Origin of the sequence: Pseudomonas sp. R28(2017) (assembly GCF_002112505.1) — a bacterium.
Classification (GTDB): domain Bacteria; phylum Pseudomonadota; class Gammaproteobacteria; order Pseudomonadales; family Pseudomonadaceae; genus Aquipseudomonas.
On record NZ_NEHW01000016.1, the window covers coordinates 100,983 to 119,653 of the forward strand.

General features: G+C 64.0%; 19 protein-coding genes. 6 read left to right on the forward strand and 13 right to left on the reverse strand.

Features of this window, described 5'->3' with window-relative positions; all coding sequences use genetic code 11:
- Positions 1-87: 87 nt before the first annotated feature.
- The 4 genes from CAF78_RS23795 to CAF78_RS23810 form a co-directional block, all read right to left on the reverse strand.
- Positions 88-2,340, reverse strand: a complete 2,253-nt coding sequence (locus tag CAF78_RS23795; RefSeq protein ID WP_085677331.1) for an ATP-binding protein — start codon at positions 2,338-2,340, stop codon at positions 88-90.
- Entirely contained in the window at positions 2,337-3,101 is a 765-nt protein-coding gene (locus tag CAF78_RS23800; RefSeq protein ID WP_085677332.1) for an ABC transporter substrate-binding protein, read from the reverse strand. The genes CAF78_RS23795 and CAF78_RS23800 overlap by 4 nt, the downstream gene beginning before the upstream one ends.
- Complete coding sequence (locus tag CAF78_RS23805) at positions 3,098-3,814, reverse strand: response regulator (RefSeq protein WP_085677333.1); 717 nt, start codon at positions 3,812-3,814, stop codon at positions 3,098-3,100. Before CAF78_RS23805 ends, CAF78_RS23800 begins: the two co-directional genes overlap by 4 nt.
- A gap of 76 nt (positions 3,815-3,890) precedes the next feature.
- Positions 3,891-4,538 (reverse strand): TetR family transcriptional regulator C-terminal domain-containing protein, encoded by a 648-nt coding sequence (locus CAF78_RS23810; protein ID WP_085677334.1) that lies wholly within the window; start codon positions 4,536-4,538, stop codon positions 3,891-3,893.
- Between the two features lie 106 nt (positions 4,539-4,644).
- Here CAF78_RS23810 and CAF78_RS23815 point away from each other — a divergent pair, with 106 nt between their 5' ends.
- The 4 genes from CAF78_RS23815 (at position 4,645) to CAF78_RS23830 (ending at position 7,816) form a co-directional block, all read left to right on the forward strand.
- A complete protein-coding gene (locus CAF78_RS23815; RefSeq protein ID WP_085677335.1) occupies positions 4,645-5,400 on the forward strand; it encodes an enoyl-CoA hydratase-related protein in 756 nt (251 codons plus the stop codon).
- Between the two features lie 261 nt (positions 5,401-5,661).
- Complete coding sequence (locus CAF78_RS23820) at positions 5,662-6,009, forward strand: metalloregulator ArsR/SmtB family transcription factor (RefSeq protein WP_085677336.1); 348 nt, start codon at positions 5,662-5,664, stop codon at positions 6,007-6,009.
- A gap of 21 nt (positions 6,010-6,030) precedes the next feature.
- Positions 6,031-7,314: an arsenic transporter gene (locus CAF78_RS23825; RefSeq protein ID WP_085677337.1), complete on the forward strand. Its 1,284-nt coding sequence runs from the start codon at positions 6,031-6,033 to the stop codon at positions 7,312-7,314.
- 28 nt (positions 7,315-7,342) lie between these two features.
- The gene (locus CAF78_RS23830; protein ID WP_085677338.1) at positions 7,343-7,816 is read left to right on the forward strand and encodes an arsenate reductase ArsC; all 474 of its coding nucleotides are present in this window, start codon (positions 7,343-7,345) and stop codon (positions 7,814-7,816) included.
- Positions 7,817-7,830: 14 nt separating this feature from the next.
- Here CAF78_RS23830 and CAF78_RS23835 read toward each other — a convergent pair whose 3' ends face one another.
- Positions 7,831-8,547, reverse strand: a complete 717-nt coding sequence (locus tag CAF78_RS23835; RefSeq protein ID WP_085677339.1) for a murein L,D-transpeptidase catalytic domain family protein — start codon at positions 8,545-8,547, stop codon at positions 7,831-7,833.
- An 88-nt stretch (positions 8,548-8,635) separates the two neighbouring features.
- Positions 8,636-9,670 (reverse strand): L,D-transpeptidase, encoded by a 1,035-nt coding sequence (locus CAF78_RS23840; RefSeq protein WP_085677340.1) that lies wholly within the window; start codon positions 9,668-9,670, stop codon positions 8,636-8,638.
- Positions 9,671-9,930: 260 nt separating this feature from the next.
- Between CAF78_RS23840 and CAF78_RS23845 the strand changes: the two genes are divergently transcribed.
- Positions 9,931-11,451, forward strand: a complete 1,521-nt coding sequence (locus CAF78_RS23845; RefSeq protein WP_085677341.1) for an NCS1 family nucleobase:cation symporter-1 — start codon at positions 9,931-9,933, stop codon at positions 11,449-11,451.
- 75 nt (positions 11,452-11,526) lie between these two features.
- Here CAF78_RS23845 and CAF78_RS23850 read toward each other — a convergent pair whose 3' ends face one another.
- The 7 genes from CAF78_RS23850 to CAF78_RS23880 form a co-directional block, all read right to left on the reverse strand.
- Positions 11,527-12,147 carry a hypothetical protein gene (locus tag CAF78_RS23850; RefSeq protein WP_085677342.1) on the reverse strand — a complete coding sequence of 207 codons (621 nt, stop codon included), beginning with the start codon at positions 12,145-12,147 and terminating at the stop codon, positions 11,527-11,529.
- Entirely contained in the window at positions 12,147-12,845 is a 699-nt protein-coding gene (locus CAF78_RS23855; protein ID WP_085677343.1) for a hypothetical protein, read from the reverse strand. The genes CAF78_RS23850 and CAF78_RS23855 overlap by 1 nt, the downstream gene beginning before the upstream one ends.
- A gap of 95 nt (positions 12,846-12,940) precedes the next feature.
- Positions 12,941-13,702: a phosphate ABC transporter ATP-binding protein PstB gene (gene pstB, locus CAF78_RS23860; RefSeq protein WP_050437214.1), complete on the reverse strand. Its 762-nt coding sequence runs from the start codon at positions 13,700-13,702 to the stop codon at positions 12,941-12,943.
- Between the two features lie 75 nt (positions 13,703-13,777).
- Positions 13,778-14,671, reverse strand: coding sequence for a phosphate ABC transporter permease PstA (gene pstA / locus CAF78_RS23865; protein ID WP_085677344.1), 894 nt, complete (start codon positions 14,669-14,671; stop codon positions 13,778-13,780).
- Positions 14,668-15,636 carry a phosphate ABC transporter permease subunit PstC gene (gene pstC / locus CAF78_RS23870; RefSeq protein ID WP_085677345.1) on the reverse strand — a complete coding sequence of 323 codons (969 nt, stop codon included), beginning with the start codon at positions 15,634-15,636 and terminating at the stop codon, positions 14,668-14,670. Before pstC ends, pstA begins: the two co-directional genes overlap by 4 nt.
- A 73-nt stretch (positions 15,637-15,709) precedes the next feature.
- A complete protein-coding gene (gene pstS, locus CAF78_RS23875; RefSeq protein WP_085677346.1) occupies positions 15,710-16,738 on the reverse strand; it encodes a phosphate ABC transporter substrate-binding protein PstS in 1,029 nt (342 codons plus the stop codon).
- A 212-nt stretch (positions 16,739-16,950) separates the two neighbouring features.
- A complete protein-coding gene (locus CAF78_RS23880) occupies positions 16,951-17,442 on the reverse strand; it encodes a GNAT family N-acetyltransferase (RefSeq protein ID WP_085677347.1) in 492 nt (163 codons plus the stop codon).
- Positions 17,443-17,609: 167 nt separating this feature from the next.
- Here CAF78_RS23880 and CAF78_RS23885 point away from each other — a divergent pair, with 167 nt between their 5' ends.
- Positions 17,610-18,293: a type 1 glutamine amidotransferase domain-containing protein gene (locus tag CAF78_RS23885; protein ID WP_085677348.1), complete on the forward strand. Its 684-nt coding sequence runs from the start codon at positions 17,610-17,612 to the stop codon at positions 18,291-18,293.
- The last annotated feature ends 378 nt before the right edge of the window (positions 18,294-18,671 follow it).

Genomic DNA, 18,671 nt, shown 5'->3' on the forward strand with positions numbered 1-18,671 from the left:
GCGGTTGAGTCCGATTATTGGAAAGCGATGTAAGGCCCGGTTGATCGTAAAGATCAAAGATGTAAAAAGTCGTAAGGATTTTGTCGCTCAGGCGGCCAGCAGTTCGGCCAGGCTGTTTTGCGCACGTTGCAACTGCTCGTGCAGCAATGGCGCCATGGCCCGCACCCCCGGCTTGTCCCGGGCCAGGGCACGCGCTTCAAGCCGGCGCAGGGTCGCCGCCAGGCCGCACAGGCCCATGGAATCGCTGCTGCCGGCCAACCGATGGGCCAGGTGGGTCACCTCGGTGCAATCGCCTGCATCGACCGCCTCGAGCAAAGGCAGGCGCTGTTGCGCCAGGCCGTCGCGCAGGCCGGCCAGCAGGCCTTGCAGCTTCTGCTGGCCAAGCAGGGCGCGGTGCGTGTTCAGCAGCTCGTGGTCAAGCCATGCGGGGGTGGCCGGCGGTGCCTCCTGACACTGCCCCGCCAGGGCCTGGCGCAGGCTCGCAAGCTTCAGCGGCTTACCCAGCACCCCCTGCATACCGGCATCCAGATAGGCACGCACCAGTCCCGGCTGAACACTGGCAGTCAGCGCCAGGATGCGCGTGTCGCGGTTGGGCGTGCTGCCGGCACGCAGCTGTCGGCACAGCTCCACGCCACTGATGCCGGGCAGGTGTACATCCAGCAGGAGCAGGTCGAAGCGCTGCTGCGCGCACAGCTGCAAGCCCTGCTCGGCATCCTCGGCCAGCCAGACTGCATGCCCGTCACGCGTCAGCAGCCCGCGCACCACTTCACGGTTCAGGTCCACGTCTTCCACTACCAGGATGTGCAGCGGCGCCACAGCGCGGTCAGCCTGCGCCCGGGCCTGCGGCGCCTGCGCCGTTTCCAGCGCCAGTTCCAGCCAGAAGCAGCTGCCCTCCCCCTCGCGGCTGCGCACGCCGATCTGCCCGCCCATCTGCTCGACCAGGTGCTTGCTGATTGCGAGCCCCAGGCCGGTGCCGCCATAGCGCCGTGCGACCGCCTCGCTGGCCTGGACGAAACGGTCGAAGATCTTCGGCTGCATCGCCTCGCAGATGCCGATGCCGTCGTCGGTGACGCTCAGGCGCAGGCGCTGCCGCCCAGGTTGCCCCTGCACCACCTGCACGTCGACCAGGATCTCGCCACCCTCGGTGAACTTGATGGCGTTGGCCAGCAGGTTGCTCAGGACCTGGCGCAGGTACTGCTCGGCGCCGTGCTGGTAGGTGGCCAGCTGCGGGTCGATGCGGCACAGCACCAGGCTGTCGTTGGCCAGCGCGCGCGGTTCGAGCAGGGTCACGACCTCGGCACACAACTGACGCAGGGAAAAATCCACGGCCTCGGGGCGGCTTTCGCCCTCTTCGAGGCGGGCAAAATACAGCACCTCGTTGAGGATGCTCAGCAGCCCCTCGCCGGCCTTGTACAGCGCCTCCAGGCGCAGACGGTCGGGCGCCGCGAGCCCGGCGCCACGCAGCAGCTCGGCCATGCCGAGGATGCCGTTGAGCGGCGTGCGCAACTCATGGCTCATGGTGGCGAGGAAGCGCGACTTGGCCAGGTTGGCCGCCTCGGCATCGTCCTTGGCACGCATCAGGCTCGCCGTGCGCCGCTCGACCTGCTTCTGCAGTTCGTCGCGCTTGTCCTGCAAGGCCAGGCGGTCGCTTTCGCGGCGCTCGCTGTCACTGAGGATGGCCCGGCGCATGTCCTCCAGTGCCAGCGCCACGCTGTCGATTTCGTCGGCATGGGGCGAACGGCGCTTGTTCAGGCGCAGGGGCTCGTGCCATTGCCCGGCACCGATGCGCCGGGCGAAGTCGGCCATGACCTGCAGGTGGCGGGTGACCAGGCGATAGAACAACCCCGACAGCGCCAGCGCCAGGCCGCAAAGGAACACGCTCATCCACAGCAGGCTGGTCAGGCCGGTGGCGAACAGCCGCCGGTGCACCGCACCCAGGTCAGTGCTGACTTCCAGCTCGCCCAGGTGGCGCACAGGCCCTGAAGGTGGCTGGTAATCCAGCGCAAAACGCTCGACCCGCAGCGGCCCCTGCGGGTTCGGCTCACCTTGCTGCAAGGTGAAGTCGGCGCTGTTCAGGCGCACCCGCGCCACATCGGAAAAGTCCACCAACCCGCGCAGCTGCACGTTCAGCTGCTCCTGGTTCAGGTCCCACAGGCTGCGCTCCAGGCTGGCCAGGTAGCCGGCGCGGATCAACGCCATGCGCGCATCGATCTCGCGCATTTCGCGGCGGTACTCGAAGTACAGTTGCACGCTGCTGGCCAGCACCGTGAAGCACAGGCTGAACAGCAGGATGAACAGCAGCAGCCGCCGCAGCAGGCCACCTGGCTGCAGGCGGGTCATGGCTGGCTGACCACGTCGCGGTAGGTGACCTCGCTTTCATGCAGCCAGCGCTCCAGCTCGCCAGCGTCGGTCATCTGCTGCAATTGCGCGTCGATGTCGGCCATACGTTCGCTCAGCGGTGAATGGCGCGACACTGCCACGCGCAGGTAGTCGACGCTCAGTGCCGGTGCCAGCGCAACGATGTCCTGGGCACCGGGCAGGTGCTCGACGAACAGCTGGCCGGTGCGCCGTTCCTGGACCACGAAGTCGATACGCCCGCGAATCAGCTTGCCGAAGTTCTGCCCGCTGTCCGACACCCACTCGATGTTCTGGTGCTGCGCCACGAAACGGTCGAACGCCGGGCCATAGCTTTCGCCGAACAACAACCCGCCACGGTAGCGGGCGAGGTCTTCGAGCGTGTCGAACTGCAGCGGGTGCTGGCGGTTGGCGAACACCGCCACTTCCTCGCGCAGTACCGGCACCTGGGAAAAGCGCATGGTCCTGGCGCGCTGCTCCGAGGTGTAGGCCAGCACCACATCCACCCGGCCTTCGGCCGCGTCGAGCAGGCAGCGTTGCCAGTTGCCCAGCACGACCATCTCGACCTGGTAGCCCAGCCGCCCGAACAGCTCGCGCACCACCGTCGGCGCCAGCCCGCGCGGCTGCTTGCCATCGCTCCAGGACACCGGCGGATACACCGGGTAATCGCAGTAGCGCACGCTGCCGGCGGCCTGCAGCGCACCGCTGGCCAGCAGCACCAGCAGGCCCAAAAGGTACTTGCTCACGCGGCCACGCAGGCGGTGAACAGGTAGCCGGCGCCGTGGATGGTAATGATCAGCTCAGGCTCGGCGGGGTCGTCGTGCAGCTTGCGCCGCAGGCGGCCGACCAGCACGTCGATGGAACGGTCGTTGGGCACCCACTCACGGTTGCGGATCTGGTCCATCAACTGATCGCGGCTCAGGGTATGGCCACTGTTGCGCAGGAACACGCTGAGCAACTGGAACTCGCCGTGGGTCAACAGGGTTTCGCCGCCTTGCGCATCGATCAGGCGGCGGCGGTCGCAGTCCAGCGACCAGTCGCCGAACTGCTTGAGGGTGACATTGGCAGTGCTGGCCGGGCGTGTACCCTGGGCGTGGCGCACGCGACGGATCAAGTTCTTCGCACGGGACACCAGTTCGCGGGGGTTGAGCGGTTTGCTGACGTAATCGTCGGCGCCGCATTCCAGGCCGACGATACGGTCGATTTCGTCGTTGCGCCCGGTGATCAGGATGATCCCCACTTCCGAGCGCACCCGCAGTTCGCGAGTCAGGGTCAGGCCGTCCTTGCCGGGCAGGCGGATATCCAGCATCACCAGTTCCACCGGCTGCTCGCTCAGCAGCGTTTCAGCCTGTTCCGCCGTGGCGGCGCAGTGGACGGTATAGCCTTCCTGGGACAGGTAGGCCTGGAGCAAGTCACGAATCAGCGGATCGTCATCGACGATCAGTACCTGAGAGGTCATTGCGGGTAGTCCTGAGGCGCCCGAAGGCGATTTTTTTATTAGAGTGGGCCAAGACTAGCGATTGCTGAACGGTCGATCAACAGCCCTCGGTGGCTGTGCTGAAGCGTTGCCGACCACCGGCCTGCAGGCCATCGACCCAGGCCTCGCAGATCTGCACGCCCTGGGCCGGGGTGAAGGTGCCCGGGTTCAGCCCGGACTCCAGCCACAGGCCATCGAGCAAGGCGCTGAGGCTGATGGCAGCGAGGTCGGCATCGAAGTGCTCCCAGCCCTCCTCCCGGGCCAGTTCGGCCAGCAGCGTGCGCAGTTCGCGGCGGTATTCGCCATAAGAGTGGTCGTGCACCTGGTTGATCGCCTCGGCGGTTTTCACCGCGCCCCAGAACGCCAGCCAGGCATCGAGCAGCTGCGGGTCGAGCAGTTCGGCGCTGAACGAGCCACGGAAGAACGCCGACAGCCGTTCGCGGGCATTGGGCGCAACCTGGGCCATGGCCTCGCGCAACAGTTGCATGACCCGCCCGGTGACGGCCATGTAGGCTTCGGCGACCAGCTCGTCCTTGCCCGAATAATGGTGGCTGATCAGGCCCACCGAGACGCCGGCTTCGGCGGAGATCTTGCGGATCGAGGCGCCCTGGAAGCCATGGCGCTTCAGGCAGGCCAGGGTGGCCTCGACCAGATTGGCCTTGCGCAGTTCGGGCAGCATGCGGCTGAAGCGGGCTTCCTGGGTCATCGGTGGCTCTCATGGGTCGCACAGTTGAACGACTGTATAGCAACTCGCCTCGCTCGCGATAGCCTGTTTATACTCGGGCACGATAACAACAACAGAGGCACCGCCCATGACCGACCTGATCCACTCGCAACTCGACGAAGGCCTGCTGACCCTGCGCCTGAACCGCGCGGACAAACTCAATGCGCTGACCAACGCCATGTACACACGGCTGGCGGAGCTGTTCGAGGCGGCCAACAGCGACCCGCAGGTCGAGGTGATCCTGATCACCGGCAGCACCGAGTGCTTCACCGCCGGCAACGACCTGCCGGACTTTCTCGACCACCCCCCGACAGACCTGCAAAGCCCGGTGTTCCGCATGATGTGGGCGGTGCTGGCGCTGGACAAACCGCTGATCGCCGCGGTTGCCGGGCCTGCGATCGGCATCGGTACCACGCTGCTGCTGCACTGCGACCAGGTGCTGATCAGCCGTGACGCCAAGCTGCGCACGCCGTTCGTGGCACTGGGCGTGTGCCCGGAGTTTGGCGCGAGCCTGTTGCTGCCGCAGATGCTGGGGCATGCGCGGGCTGCGCAGCTGCTGCTGTGCAACCAGGCGTTCAATGGCGAACAGGCGGTGCAGTGGGGCCTTGCGACCGAAGTGCTCGAAGATGGCGCGCACTGCCTGGCCGCCGCCATCACGCTGGCCCGGCGCCTGCAGCAGCTGCCTGCCGATGCACTGCGCATCAGCAGGCGTCTGCTCAAGGATGGGCAGCGCGAAACGCTGGCCGCAACGGTGGCCAAGGAAGGCCTGCTGTTCATCGAGCGGCTCAACAGCGACGAGGCAAAGGCAGCCCTGACTGCGATGGTATCGCGCAAGAGTGCCTGAAGCGGCCAGGTGCAGTTGGATACTGCTGAGTGGGTGGGTTTCAGGGCTGCTGGATTTGCCAAGGTTACAGGTCCTTGTGGGAGCGGGCTTGCCCGCGAAGCAGGCACCGCGGTGAATGGCACCGGCTTCGCCAGTGTTCGCGGGCGAGCCCGCTCCCACAGGTAGTGCCGGCATCTCGACAATGGTTAACCTCAACGCAGGTGGTTGCATTCAACATATGGAAATCCGTATATTCGGCTTTCCATATGTATTGGTACTGCCATGCTCACGCCACCCGATGTCTTCAAGTGCCTGTCTGACGAAACCCGCACCCGCGCCACCCTGCTGATCGCAGGCCTGGGTGAGCTCTGTGTCTGCGAATTGATGTGTGCCCTGAACGACAGCCAGCCAAAGGTCAGTCGCCATCTGGCGCAGCTGCGCAGCAGTGGCATGCTGCTGGATCGCCGCCAGGGGCAATGGGTGTATTACCGCCTCAACCCGCAGCTGCCCGCCTGGGTGCACGAGATGTTGCAGGCGACATTGCAGGCCAACGCACAATGGCTGGCCGAAAACACACTGCGCCTGCAGCACATGGACGGCCGCCCCGTCCGTGACGCTGCCTGCTGCTGATCCGCAGCGAGCGAGGTGTTCATGCTGGTCGCCATTGCCGTCTTTGTTTTCACCCTCACCCTGGTCATCTGGCAACCGAAGGGGCTTGGCGTCGGCTGGAGTGCCGCGCTCGGTGCCCTCATCGCCCTGGGGGCCGGTGCCGTTTCGCTGCACGACATCCCGACCGTGTGGGCCATTGTCTGGAACGCCACTGCCACCTTCATCGCCGTCATCATCATCAGCCTGCTGCTGGACGAGGCCGGTTTCTTCGAGTGGGCCGCGCTGCACGTGGCGCGCTGGGCAAATGGCAGCGGCCACCGCCTGTTCGCCTTCTGCGTGCTGCTCGGTGCCGCCGTGTCGGCGCTGTTCGCCAACGACGGTGCGGCGCTGATCCTCACCCCCATCGTCATGTCGATGCTGCTGGCGCTGCGCTTTTCGCCCGCCGCAACGCTGGCCTTCGTCATGGCCGCAGGTTTCATTGCCGACACGGCGAGCCTGCCGCTGGTGGTCTCCAACCTGGTGAACATCGTCTCGGCCGACTACTTCAAGCTGGGCTTCGCCGAATATGCCTCGGTGATGGTGCCGGTGAATCTCGCCAGTGTGGCCGCGACCCTGCTGGTGCTGTGGCTGTTTTTCCGCCGTGACATCCCCAGGCAGTACGCGGTCGCGGCCCTGAAGCAGCCCAGCGAAGCGATTCATGACCGCGCCACCTTCAACGTCGGTGGCTGGGTGCTGCTGGTGTTGCTGATCGGCCTGTTCGCCCTCGAACCCCTGGGCATCCCGATCAGTGCGGTAGCCGCTGCCTGTGCGGCAATCCTGTTTGCCGTCGCCGCCCGCGGCCACCGCATCTCGACCCGCCGGGTGCTGCGCGAAGCGCCCTGGCAGGTGGTGATTTTTTCGCTCGGCATGTACCTGGTGGTCTATGGGCTGAAGAACGCCGGCCTCACCGACATGCTCACCCACCTGCTCGACCGCCTTGCGCAGCAAGGGCTGTGGAGCGCCGCCATCGGTACCGGGTTGGTCGCTGCCGGGCTGTCGTCGGTCATGAACAACATGCCCAGCGTGCTGGTCGGCGCCTTGTCGATCCAGGCCAGCGAGGCGCAGGGGCTGGTGCGCGAGGCGATGATCTACGCCAACGTCATCGGCTGCGACCTGGGCCCGAAGATCACCCCCATCGGCAGCCTCGCCACGCTGCTCTGGCTGCATGTGCTGGAACGCAAAGGCGTGCGCATCACCTGGGGTTACTACTTCAAAGTCGGCATCCTGCTGACGCTGCCGGTTCTGCTGATCACCCTTTCGGCTCTGGCGTTGCGCCTGAGCCTCTGACACCCGCCACGAAGCGGAGGAGCCCTCCATGCGAGTCCTGTTCATGTGCACGGCCAACAGTTGCCGCAGCATCCTATCCGAGGCCATGTTCAATCACCTGGCGCCTCGCGGATTTGAAGCCGTCAGTGCCGGCAGCTTCCCGAAAGGCCAGGTGTTGCCGCGCAGCCTGAGCACCTTGCAGCACGCCGGTATCTCCACGGCCGGGCTAAGCAGCAAGGGCAATGAGGCGTTCGAGGATTGCCCACCCGACATCGTCATCACCGTGTGCGACAAGGCTGCCGGCGAAGCCTGCCCGGTGTACTTCGGCCCGGCGCTGAAGGCGCACTGGGGGCTGGAGGATCCGTCCGATGTGGTGGGTGACGAGGCCACGGTCGACGCTGCGTTCCGCGCCACGCTGGCCCGCATCGAGTCGCGCTGCCAGGCGTTCTTCGCGCTGCCTTTCGACACCCTGGACCGTGAGCAGCTCAAGCATGAGCTGGATCGCATCGGCACGGCGATCTGAGGGTCGTCCTTCGACTAATTGCTGGCGACCGACTGGCTCGCCAGCGGGCAGCTCTGGGGGTTGAGAAAACGTGATGTCTTCAGCCAGTGCTGCTGCGGGTAGTAGGCAAACACATAGCTGCCGTGCTGCAGCGTGTCGATCAGCTTGCCGGCAATGGCCGGCCGCACGGCAGGGCACCCTTGGCTGCGCCCCAGGCGACCCAGGCCGGGCACGACCTTGGGGTCGGCATAGGCGGCGGCATGCATCACAATCGCCCGCGACATGCTGTTGTCGTTGAACCCCGGTTCCAGCCCCTGCAGGCGCAGCGAGCGGCCATGTTTGCCGCTGTAGATCTGGCCGGTTTCATACAGGCCGAGGGAGGACTGGTAACTGTTGGGGGCGTTGGAGAACGTCGTCGGTACATCGGCACCGCTGTTCTTGCCATGGGCGACCCATTCCTCGAACAGCAGTTTGCGTGCGCGCAGGTCGAACACCCACAGGCGCTTGTCCCGCGAGGCCTTGGAGTAATCGATCACCGTCAGCAGCTTGCCCGCCTCGCGGTGGCTGGCGCAGGCATAGGCGGTGAGGGCCAGGGCCAGGGTCGACAGGCTGGCGTTCGGCGCCAGTTGCTGCAGCTCGGCGGCGGTGGGCAGGGGTTGCGCGTGGGCGGCTTGCCAGGCGCTGAGGAAAAACAGGCCAATACTGGCCACTGAGAGCCGAACGGCTCCCCGCATGGGTTTGAACATCGACACGGTTACCCCGGTAAAGGCCTGTCAGCAAAAACTCAGCTGGCTTGCGGCCAAAAGCCACCACTTTGCTTGAATTCTGCGCCGTTGCCGATCATTTCTTGACCAATGGCTTAAGTTCTTCACGGTCCTCGGTGCTGATGACCGTGAATTTACCGTCGCTGCGGGTCTCCCGGGTCGACGCCCAGTCGGTGATCACCAGCATCGTGCCGACATCCATCGCGGCGCGCAGGTGCTGGCGGAATTCCGGATTGATGGTCAGCTGCCCCAATTGTTCATAGGGCGTACTGCCGTATTCCGGGTTGCTCAGGCCCACCACCGACCAACGTAAGGGTAGCGCGCCATCGAGCGCCAGGGCGGAAGGTTTTTGCAGCAGCGAATACACCGCCATGCCGCTGCGATGCTGGCTGCTTTGCAGCGACAGTGCGGGCGCCGAGCCGATCAACTGGCCGCCGCGATACACGTAGGCGCGCAGGTCGGCACGGCTGATCAGGATCGACAGCGGCCCTGACGTCGGGTCCGGGTCGTTCCAGAACTGCTGGTTACTCAGCACCAGCGGGCCCTGGGCCTTGCCTGCGCTGACCGTGGGGGCCAGCACGCCAGGGTGGTACACCTCCACCGGTGCACTGTGGGTATCGGACACGATGACGGTGGTCGAGCTGAAACCGGTGACCTCATACAGCTTCTTGGCAAACTCCAGCGGCAGGCGCACGCAACCATGGGAGGCCGGGTAGCCCGGCAGATGGCCCGCGTGCAGGGCAATGCCGTCCCAGGTCAGGCGCTCCATGTACGGCATCGGTGCACTGTTATAGAGGCTGGATTGGTGCTCGACCTTCTTCTGCAGAATGCTGAAGACCCCGGTGGGGGTTTCCCGGCCTGCCTTGCCGCTGCTTACCGTGCTGACGCCAATGGCGATGCCGTTGCGATAGACGTAGGCACGCTGCTCGGTGAGGCTGACCACCACGGTCACCGGCCCCACCGGCGAAACCTGCGGGTACCAGAGAAACTGGCCAGGCTTGAGGCTGTCGAGCTGGCGCCTGAGTTCGGCCGGGGTGGGTACCTGCAACGGCGCCGCGTCGACCCAGGCGGCGACAAGTAACAGACCCAACGCGAGCGGTAGATGCGACATCGACTGACCTCCATGGCAACCTGCCACAAGCTTATGCGGAACAACCCCGGCAAGCCACTTGTTCAACACTTCGGGTGCGCGCGGTAACAACTGCGCACATCAAACGTGCACATAATTCCCACTCGAAGGCCCGGCTTTCCACGCATTTATCCGGCAATGAAGCGCCAAGACCCTGAATTCCACTCCGTTCATGGGTTGGTACGAATCTTGTTTGTATACAAATACAAACAATAAAAGTACACAACCATCATGGAGTCCCGATGGCGTCGATTTCCCGTTCCGATGTTGGCCAGCTTGCCGATCTCCCCGCCGAAACGGCCGGCTCCATTCAGTCGCAGCTGAGCCCGCGTCTGTACAGTAGCGACCTTGCACCGACCCGTGCGGCCAATCGCACCTGGGGGCGCTACAGCCTGTTCGCGCTGTGGACCAACGATGTGCACAACATCGCCAACTACTCCTTCGCCATCGGCCTGTTCGCCCTGGGCATGAGCGGCGCGCAGATCCTCGCCGCCTTCGCCCTTGGCGCGCTGGTGATCTACGGCCTGATGAACCTGTCCGGCTACATGGGGCAGAAGACCGGCCTGCCCTACCCCGTCATGTGCCGGATCAGCTTTGGCATCCACGGCGCGCAGATCCCGGCACTGATTCGCGCGGTGATCGCCATTGCCTGGTTCGGCATCCAGACCTACCTGGCCTCGGTGGTGCTGCGCGTGCTGCTCACCGCCATCGCGCCAGACCTCAAGCCCTACGACCAGAACGCGATACTCGGCCTGTCGACCCTGGGCTGGGTCACCTTCCTCGGCATCTGGTGCGTGCAGGTGGCGATCTTCGCCTATGGCATGGAGATGGTGCGCCGTTTCGAATCCCTCGCCGGCCCGATCATCCTGGTCGCCTTCAGCAGCCTGGCGGGCTGGATGTACTGGCGCAGCGGCCTGTCGATTGCCTGGTCCAGCGGCAACGCGCCGACCGGCTCTGCGATGTGGCTGAAGGTGTTTGGCGCCGCCGCGCTGTGGGTGTCGCTGTACGGCACCATGATCCTCAACTTCTGCGACTTCACGCGTAACTGCCCGGATCGCCGGACGATCAGCGTGGGCAACTTCTGGGGCCTGCCGGTGAACATGATCGGCTTCGCGCTGATTGCCGTGGTGCTCGCCGGTGCGCAATTCAGCATCGACGGCAAGCTGGTGCAGAGCCCGAGCGACATCGTCGCCGCCATCCCGAACACAGCCGGCCTGGTGCTGGCCTGCCTGGCCTTCCTGATCGTCACCGTGGCGGTGAACATCATGGCCAACTTCGTCGCCCCGGCCTTCGTGCTGACCAACCTCGCACCAAAGGTGCTGAACTTCCGCCGCGCGGGCTTGCTCAGCGCCACCATCGCGGTGGTGATCCTGCCTTGGCACCTGTACAACAGCCCGTCGGTGATCGTGTACTTCCTCGGCGGCCTGGGTGCCCTGCTCGGCCCGCTGTACGGCATCATGGTCACCGACTACTACCTGGTACGTCGCGCTCGGGTGAACCTGCCGGAGCTGTACAGCGAAAGCCCCGAAGGTGCCTATCACTACCTTGGCGGGGTCAACCTGCGCGCCGTAGCGGCATTCATCCCGGCTGCGCTGATCGCCATTCTGCTGGCACTGGTGCCGGCGTTCGAGACGCTGTCGCAGTTCTCCTGGTTCTTTGGCGCCGGGCTGGGTGGGTTGATCCACTATGCCATTGCCAACCGCGGGGCCAGCTATCTGGAAGTGTCTGGTGAAAGTATCGCCGTCGATAGCGCACACCACTGATCGCTAGCGGCAATAAAAAAGGCTCATCGCGCATTGTGAGGCGCGATGAGCCTTTTTCGTGCTGGCCTCAGGCGGTCAGGACGCCAATGCCTGCGACCGCCGCGCCCCAGGCATTTCGAACCGCTGCGGCTGCTGCCAGGCCAACTGGGCCTGCACCTGCTCGGCAGCGTCCATGACCTTCTGCGCCCAGCTGTCATCTTCAGGGTTGACCACGACCACGCGGAAACCGTGGTCAAAGCCCTCGATCCCGACCCCTTCGGAATCATCGACATGCAAGTCGATATCAAAAGCCGGCGGGTACTTCGAAGGGGCATTCTCAAGCCCGTGCTGCTGCAGCACATGCTGATGGCGGTCACTGTTGACCACGCCGTCGACGTGAATGCCGTAAAGCATCAGCCAGCGGCGGATATACGCCGGCGTGCGGCCCGAAGAGGTGTAGATCCAGATGCTGCAGCCCTGGCGGCGCAGGTCGCGGATCAATGAACGCGTGCCACTGCGCAGCGGCTCACCCAGCCAGCGGTGGATGAAGGCCGGCAGCTTGCTGTGTTCTTCATCCGCGTGGTGCGGCAGGCAGGCCAGGGTGTCATCGATATCGAAGGAAATGCGCATCTGCGGGCGCCTGAATCTGCGCCCGATGGCTTGCCACGCACGTCGTCCACCGGCCTTGCCCTGTTCCAGCATCGAATACCTTTCCATCATCGGCTCCCCTGACGGGCCGGCACGCAGGTGCCGCGCAGGAAGAACGTTTCGGGTTCAGGCGCCTTCGCTTCCAGGAAGGCCGCATACTTTTTCTTGATCTTGGGCAATTCGTACAAAGCTTTCACACCATGCTTGGCGGAGTTGCGAATGACCGAGGACGGGTTGAAGTAGCCCTCGGCGTTGTCCAGCGTCAGCACGAATGGCGGCAGCCCTGCCCGCATCAGCAGATAGCTGACGATAAGCGACCCCGTGCGGTTGTTCCCTTCGATGAACAACTGCGGCTTGCTGAGGATGCGCACATAGACACCGGCCGCCCGCTTCCAGATCGACTCGCTGCGGTACGAGCAGTACCAGTTGTACAGGTCCTTGATGCCGCCTTCGACGTTGTTGAAAAAGCGTGCCTCGGTGGCCTCGAGGTGTGGGGCGAACTCGCGGCGGCGCGCCGGGTCGCTGCCGCACAGCACGGTGGCGTTGATCTCCAGCATCAGGTTCAGCTGCTGCAGGTCGAACAGGTCCACACCCCGTGCGACATAGTCGTCAATCAGGGCATAGCCTTCAAGCACATTGAGCAGCACCTCGTCGGTGAACGGATCACGCGGCTCGGTGAAGTGCTGGCTGAGTTCGCCAAAGCGGCCCTGCACCTCGCGCAGTGCGCGCTCTACCGCTGGCAGGTCAAGACGACATGTCGCATCCATTGGTAATCTCTTGAAACAGAACAGAGGTAAAAGCGACCCACCCCGCTCGGCCTTCCTGGCCTGCGGGGTGAGTCACCTGGCGGGTGCCGGCGGGTTCAGCTGAACTTGCCGCTGATGTAGTCACTGGTCAGCTGTTCACGCGGGTTCTGGAAGATCTGCGTGGTCGGGCCCATCTCCACCAGGTAGCCGGTGCGGGTGCCCTGGGAAATGTCCACCGAGAAGAACGCCGTGGTGTCGGCCACCCGGATCGCCTGCTGCATGTTGTGGGTCACGAGGGCGATGGTGTAGTCCTTCTTCAGCTCGACCATCAGCTCTTCCACGCGGCGGGTAGCGATCGGGTCGAGTGCCGAGCACGGCTCGTCGAGCAGCAGCACTTCCGGCTCGGTGGCGATGGCACGGGCGATGCACAGGCGCTGCTGCTGGCCGCCGGACAGCGACAGGCCGCTGACCTTGAGCTTGTCCTTGACCTCGTCCCACAGCGCGGCGCCTTGCAGGGCGTGCTTGACGCGGTCGCCGATGTCACCCTTGTAGCGGTTCAGGCGCAGGCCGAAGGCAACGTTGTCGAAGATGCTCATGGAGAACGGGTTCGGCTGCTGGAACACCATGCCGATGTAGCGGCGCACCACCACCGGGTCCACGCCCTTGCCATACACATCCTGGCCAAGGAAGTGCACATGGCCCTCGAAGCGGAAGCCCTTGACCAGGTCGTTCATGCGGTTGAGGCTGCGCAGCACGGTACTCTTGCCGCAGCCGGACGGGCCGATGAAGCCGGTGATCTCGTTCTTGCGGATCGGTACATGGCTGTCGCGGACCGCCATGAAGTTGCCGTAGAAAATCTTGTCCAGCTTGCAGTCCATGACGATTGGCGCTTCGCTGACCAAGGGAGCGGCTCTTTGCGCTGTTGATACGTTCACGGTCGAATGCTCCCTTTCTCAGTACTTGGGCTTGCCGAAGATACGGCTAAGAATGTTGACTACCAGCACGATCATCACCAACACCAGCGAGGCCGCCCAGGCGAGCTCCAGCTGGTTGTCGAACGGCATGCCGGAGAAGTTGTAGATCAGTACGGCAAGCGATGCCGTGGGGTTCATGACGGCCAGGCTGCCGTCGTGGTAGATCCAGTAGTTGCTGAACAACGCGGTGAACAGCAGCGGCGCCGTTTCACCGGCAGCGCGGGCCACCGCCAGCATGACGCCGGTGAGGATGGCCGGCATGCCGGTCGGCAGGACGATCTTCCAGATCACCTGGGCACGGGTGCAGCCCATGCCGTACGCGGCGTCCTTCATGATCTTGGGCACCATCTTCATGGCTTCTTCAGCGGTCAGCACGACGATCGGCAGCATCAGTACCGCCAGCGCCACGCCACCGGCCGGGGCCGAGTAGGTACCGGTGGTCATCACCACCAGGGCGTAGGCGAATACACCGGCGAGGATCGACGGCAGGCCGGTGAGCATCTTCGCGGCAAAGCGCGAGGCGTTCGCCAGCTTGCTCTCGGGCCCGAGTTCGGCAAGGAACACCGCCGCGAGGATGCCGACCGGCACCGCGATGGCGGCGGCAATGCCGACCATGGCGAAGGTACCGGCCATGGCGTTGCCAAAACCACCGCCCATCTCAAAGCCGGTAGGTGGCAGCTCGGTGAACACTTCCAGGTTCAGGCGCGCACCACCGCGGGAAATCAGCATGTACAGCACGGAAATCAGCGGCACGCTGGCCAGCAGGGCCACGCACCAGACCAGGGTGGTCAGCACCAGGCTGCGCAGCGCGCGGCCTTCGAAGCGGCGCTGCAGGCTGGGCAGTGCGGTGGATGCCGCGGTCAGGTCAGTCATTGTTTGTTACCCCGCTGGGCGTAGAGCATGATCAGCGACCCGAACACGTTCACCAGCAAGGTGATGAACATCAGGACCAGTGCGGCATACATCAGCACTTCGACCTCGTTCGGCCCGGCCTCCGGGAAGTTCAGCGCCAGCAAGGCTGCCAGCGTGTTGGCCGGGGCAAACAGCGAAAGGGTGATGGTGTTGGCGTTACCTACCAGCATTGCCAGGGCCATGGTTTCGCCCAGTGCGCGGCCAAGGCCCAGCACCAGGGAGCCGAAGATGCCGGTGGCGGCCGACGGCACCATCACCTTGAGGATGGCTTCCCAATGGGTGGTGCCCATGCCGTAGGCGGCCTGCTTGGTCTTCATCGGTACGCTGGTCAGCGCATCCTGGGACACCGCGGCAATGGTCGGCAGGATCATGATCGCCAGCACCAACGCCGCCGGCAGCAGGCCGGGGCCACTCAGGGAGGTGCCGAAGAACGGGATCCAGCCCAACTCGCTGTTCAGCCAGGCGGTCAGCGGCCGGATGGCCGGAATCACGACATAGATGCCCCACAGGCCGTAAACGACGCTGGGGATGGCGGCGAGCAGCTCGACGATGGTGCGAAACACCGCGGCAAGCCTCGCCGGCAAGAAATCCTGGGTGAGGAAAATGGCCATGCTGACGCCGAAGAAACCCGCGATCAACAAGGCGATCAGGGCGCTGTAAAGCGTGCCCCAGATGGCGGGCAAAATGCCGTACTTGCCCTGGTTGACGTCCCACACACTGCCGAACAGCACGTCAAACCCGTGCTTTTCCATGCCTGGAAGTGCTTTGCGTCCTACTTCGTATACCAACGCGAATACCAGCGCGAGAATCAGCACCACACCGATGCGTGCAAGGGCACGGAAGGTGCGATCGACCAGGAAGTCCTTGGTGGACGGCGGCTGGCACGCGGAGTCTGGGTTATCCGGTATGGCAAAAGGTGTGTTCATTTGGCTGATTCCGGGACTAAGGGCAAACACGCCCGGCACGGTGACCCCACCACGCCGGGCGCGCCTGAGGGTGTTACTGGATGCTCTGCGACGCTTTGCGCACTTCGTCGACAACCGACGGAGGCAGCGGGATGTAGCCCATCGAGTCGGCGATCTTCTGACCATGGGTCAGGCCGTACTCGACCATGTCACGCATGGCCTTGGCCTTTTCCGGGCTGCCGTTGTCCTTGCGGAAGATCATCCAGGTGTAGGAGGTGATCGGGTAGGACTTGGCACCTTCCGGGTCTGGCAGGTGAGCAATCAGGTTTTCCGGCATCTTCACCGCCGCGAGCGCCTCGGCACCGCTTTCGGCGTTCGGCACGACGTATTGGCCGGCCTTGTTTTCCAGCGAGGCGAAATCGACCTTGGCCAGCTTGGCGAAGCCGTATTCGATGTAGCCGATGGCGCCCGGGGTCTGGCGAACGGTGGCGGTCACGCCGTCGTTCTTCGGCGACTTGATGAACTTGTCGGTGGCCGGCCAGTTGACGGTGTTGCCTTCACCCAGGTCTTTCTTGAAGTCGGCGTTGATGGCCGACAGGTGCTTGGTGAAGACCGCGTTGGTACCGCTGGAGTCGGCACGCACGACCACGGTGATCGGCATGTCAGGCAGTTTCAGCTCTGGGTTGGCCTTGACGATCTGTGGGTCGTTCCACTTGGTGATCTTGCCGAGGAAGATGTTGGAGTACACCTCGCGCGGCAGCTTCAGGCCTTTCGGGTTGCCCGGCAGGTTGTAGGCCAGGACGATTTCACCGGCGGTCATCGGCAGCAGCTGCACGCCCTCGCCGACCTTGGCAATGTCTGCTTCGCTCATGGCCGAGTCGCTGGCGGCGAAGTCGACGGTCTTGTTCAGGAAGTCCTGAACACCTGCCCCGCTCCCCTTGGACTGGTAGTCGACGGTGACGCCAGCGGTGTTCTTGCTGAAGTCCTTGAACCAGGTCAGGTAGATCGGTGCAGGGAAACTGGCGCCGGAACCGGTCAGGCGAACGTTGTCTGCGGCAAAGGCCGAAGTGGCGCTAAGCGAGACGGCAACGGCGAGTGCAGCAGACTTCATCAGGCGTATCATGGAAAAGCGCTCCGTGTGATGGCCGGCACACTTTGCAGCAGCTGTGTTACAGCTTTGTGACTGTTGAATGGCAATAGCGCCATTCACCCCTCTAGAACGGGGTAAACAGGCCGTCGATATTCATTTCGTAGTAACCAAATATGACTAAGCACCTTGCCATCATTGCCCGACGCCACAATCAGCCATGATTCCCGCCTTGATGAGTCGTGGGCTCAGAGCGCCATGACCATCTCATGCCAGGCCATGCCACCATGGTCCGAGGGCGACGGCCGCACGTACTGGTAGCCCATCTTGCGGTACAGCTCGACATGCTGTTGCTTGCACATCAGGTGGATGGTCTGTTTGCCCTGCGCCCGCATGCGCGTGATGAACTCGCTCATCAGCCGCCTGGCGTAACCCTGGCCCTGATGGGCCGTGTCCACCACCACCGACATGATCACCACGTTGGGCGCCTGCGGGTCGTGGCCGACCAGCTCCTTGAAGGCCTCGTCGGACATCACCACCTCATGGGCACAACCACTGTTGATGAAACCGACGATGCCATGGGCGTCTTCGAGCAGCAGGAAGCCTTCAGGGTATTGGCTGATGCGCGTGCGGATCTTCTCCAGCGTGGCCGCTTCGTCACCTTCGTAGGCACCGATTTCGATCGCGAAGCAGCGCTCGGCGTCAGCGATGACGGGTTGGCGGAATGACATGTTGCTCATGGGCAGGCCTGCATAAATGAAATGATCGTGGCACTAGGGTAATTGAGCCGAGCGGCAAACCCCGCATTCTTTTCCAGGCCTATCATTGAACGCCTGCAGTGCGCTGGCCTCCCACCTTCTATGCAGGGCGAACAGCGCACTGCCTATTCACCCCCGGAGGAGCTCGCATGAAAAAGATCCTGATGGTGCTCACGTCGCATGACCAGCTGGGTGACACCGGCAAGAAGACCGGCTTCTGGCTGGAAGAATTCGCCGCACCCTATTACGTGTTCGTCGACGCCAATGCCGACGTCACCCTCGCCTCGCCCAAAGGCGGCCAGCCGCCGCTGGACCCGAAAAGCGACGAACCGGACGCCCAGACCGACGCCACCCGGCGCTTCGCCAGCGACACCGACGGGCAGATGGCCCTGGCCGACACCGTGCCCCTGGGTGAAATCGACCCCTACCACTTCGATGCGGTGTTCTACCCCGGTGGCCACGGGCCGCTGTGGGACCTGGCCGAAGACGCCGACTCGAAGACCTTGCTCGAAGCCTTCTATGCCGCCAACAAGCCGATTGCCGCCGTGTGCCACGCGCCAGGCGTGTTCAAGCACGTCAAGGCGCCAGACGGGCATCCGGTGGTCAAGGGCAAGCAGGTGACCGGCTTCGCCAACAGTGAAGAACAGGCCGTCGGGCTCACCGAGGTGGTGCCTTTCCTGGTGGAAGACATGCTCAAGGCCCATGGCGGCCAGTACTCCAAGGCGGCGGACTGGGCAAGCCATGTGGTCGAGGACGGCCACCTGATCACCGGCCAGAACCCTGCCTCATCCGAGGCCGCGGCCGAGGCATTGCTCAAACGCCTGGCGCGCTGACACCGATCGGGCCCGGGCAGCCGAACAGGTCGCCTGCCCGGGCTCCGTGAATGCACGACTACTTTGTAACTTCTTGATTCAGTAAAATTTTTAGATCGGGTTCACGGGTGAAGCCCTTGTTGGCCGCGCAACGGCCGCAAAGCAGCGCCAGTGCTGAGCCGGCGCCCTTCTCCAAACGCCGGGCGCTCGCAAACTATGTAGGAAAGCGTGAAATTTCTCGGTTTCCCGGTCCTACAAACGCCTGTTTAACCTCAACACACCGTTCATTGCTGCCCCTTCGATCATTGCCCTAACCTCCGAACGCTTCTCGCATTCAAGGACAACGCAATGATCATGGACCTGGCCGCGCGCCTGACGCCGCAGCATCGCCGACTGTTC

Bases quoted from the DNA above. Each gene is read 5' to 3' on its own strand.
- CAF78_RS23885 (WP_085677348.1), top strand. From the start codon at position 17,610: ATGAAAAAGATCCTGATGGTGCTCACGTCGCATGACCAGCTGGGTGAC.
- CAF78_RS23840 (WP_085677340.1), bottom strand. From the start codon at position 9,670: ATGTCGCATCTACCGCTCGCGTTGGGTCTGTTACTTGTCGCCGCCTGG.
- CAF78_RS23825 (WP_085677337.1), top strand. From the start codon at position 6,031: ATGCTGGTCGCCATTGCCGTCTTTGTTTTCACCCTCACCCTGGTCATC.
- CAF78_RS23830 (WP_085677338.1), top strand. From the start codon at position 7,343: ATGCGAGTCCTGTTCATGTGCACGGCCAACAGTTGCCGCAGCATCCTA.
- CAF78_RS23805 (WP_085677333.1), bottom strand. From the start codon at position 3,814: ATGACCTCTCAGGTACTGATCGTCGATGACGATCCGCTGATTCGTGAC.
- pstB (WP_050437214.1), bottom strand. From the start codon at position 13,702: ATGGACTGCAAGCTGGACAAGATTTTCTACGGCAACTTCATGGCGGTC.
- CAF78_RS23855 (WP_085677343.1), bottom strand. From the start codon at position 12,845: ATGGATGCGACATGTCGTCTTGACCTGCCAGCGGTAGAGCGCGCACTG.
- CAF78_RS23880 (WP_085677347.1), bottom strand. From the start codon at position 17,442: ATGAGCAACATGTCATTCCGCCAACCCGTCATCGCTGACGCCGAGCGC.
- CAF78_RS23795 (WP_085677331.1), bottom strand. From the start codon at position 2,340: ATGACCCGCCTGCAGCCAGGTGGCCTGCTGCGGCGGCTGCTGCTGTTC.
- CAF78_RS23850 (WP_085677342.1), bottom strand. From the start codon at position 12,147: ATGGAAAGGTATTCGATGCTGGAACAGGGCAAGGCCGGTGGACGACGT.
- pstA (WP_085677344.1), bottom strand. From the start codon at position 14,671: ATGACTGACCTGACCGCGGCATCCACCGCACTGCCCAGCCTGCAGCGC.
- CAF78_RS23820 (WP_085677336.1), top strand. From the start codon at position 5,662: ATGCTCACGCCACCCGATGTCTTCAAGTGCCTGTCTGACGAAACCCGC.
- pstC (WP_085677345.1), bottom strand. From the start codon at position 15,636: ATGAACACACCTTTTGCCATACCGGATAACCCAGACTCCGCGTGCCAG.
- CAF78_RS23845 (WP_085677341.1), top strand. From the start codon at position 9,931: ATGGCGTCGATTTCCCGTTCCGATGTTGGCCAGCTTGCCGATCTCCCC.
- CAF78_RS23810 (WP_085677334.1), bottom strand. From the start codon at position 4,538: ATGACCCAGGAAGCCCGCTTCAGCCGCATGCTGCCCGAACTGCGCAAG.
- CAF78_RS23815 (WP_085677335.1), top strand. From the start codon at position 4,645: ATGACCGACCTGATCCACTCGCAACTCGACGAAGGCCTGCTGACCCTG.
- pstS (WP_085677346.1), bottom strand. From the start codon at position 16,738: ATGATACGCCTGATGAAGTCTGCTGCACTCGCCGTTGCCGTCTCGCTT.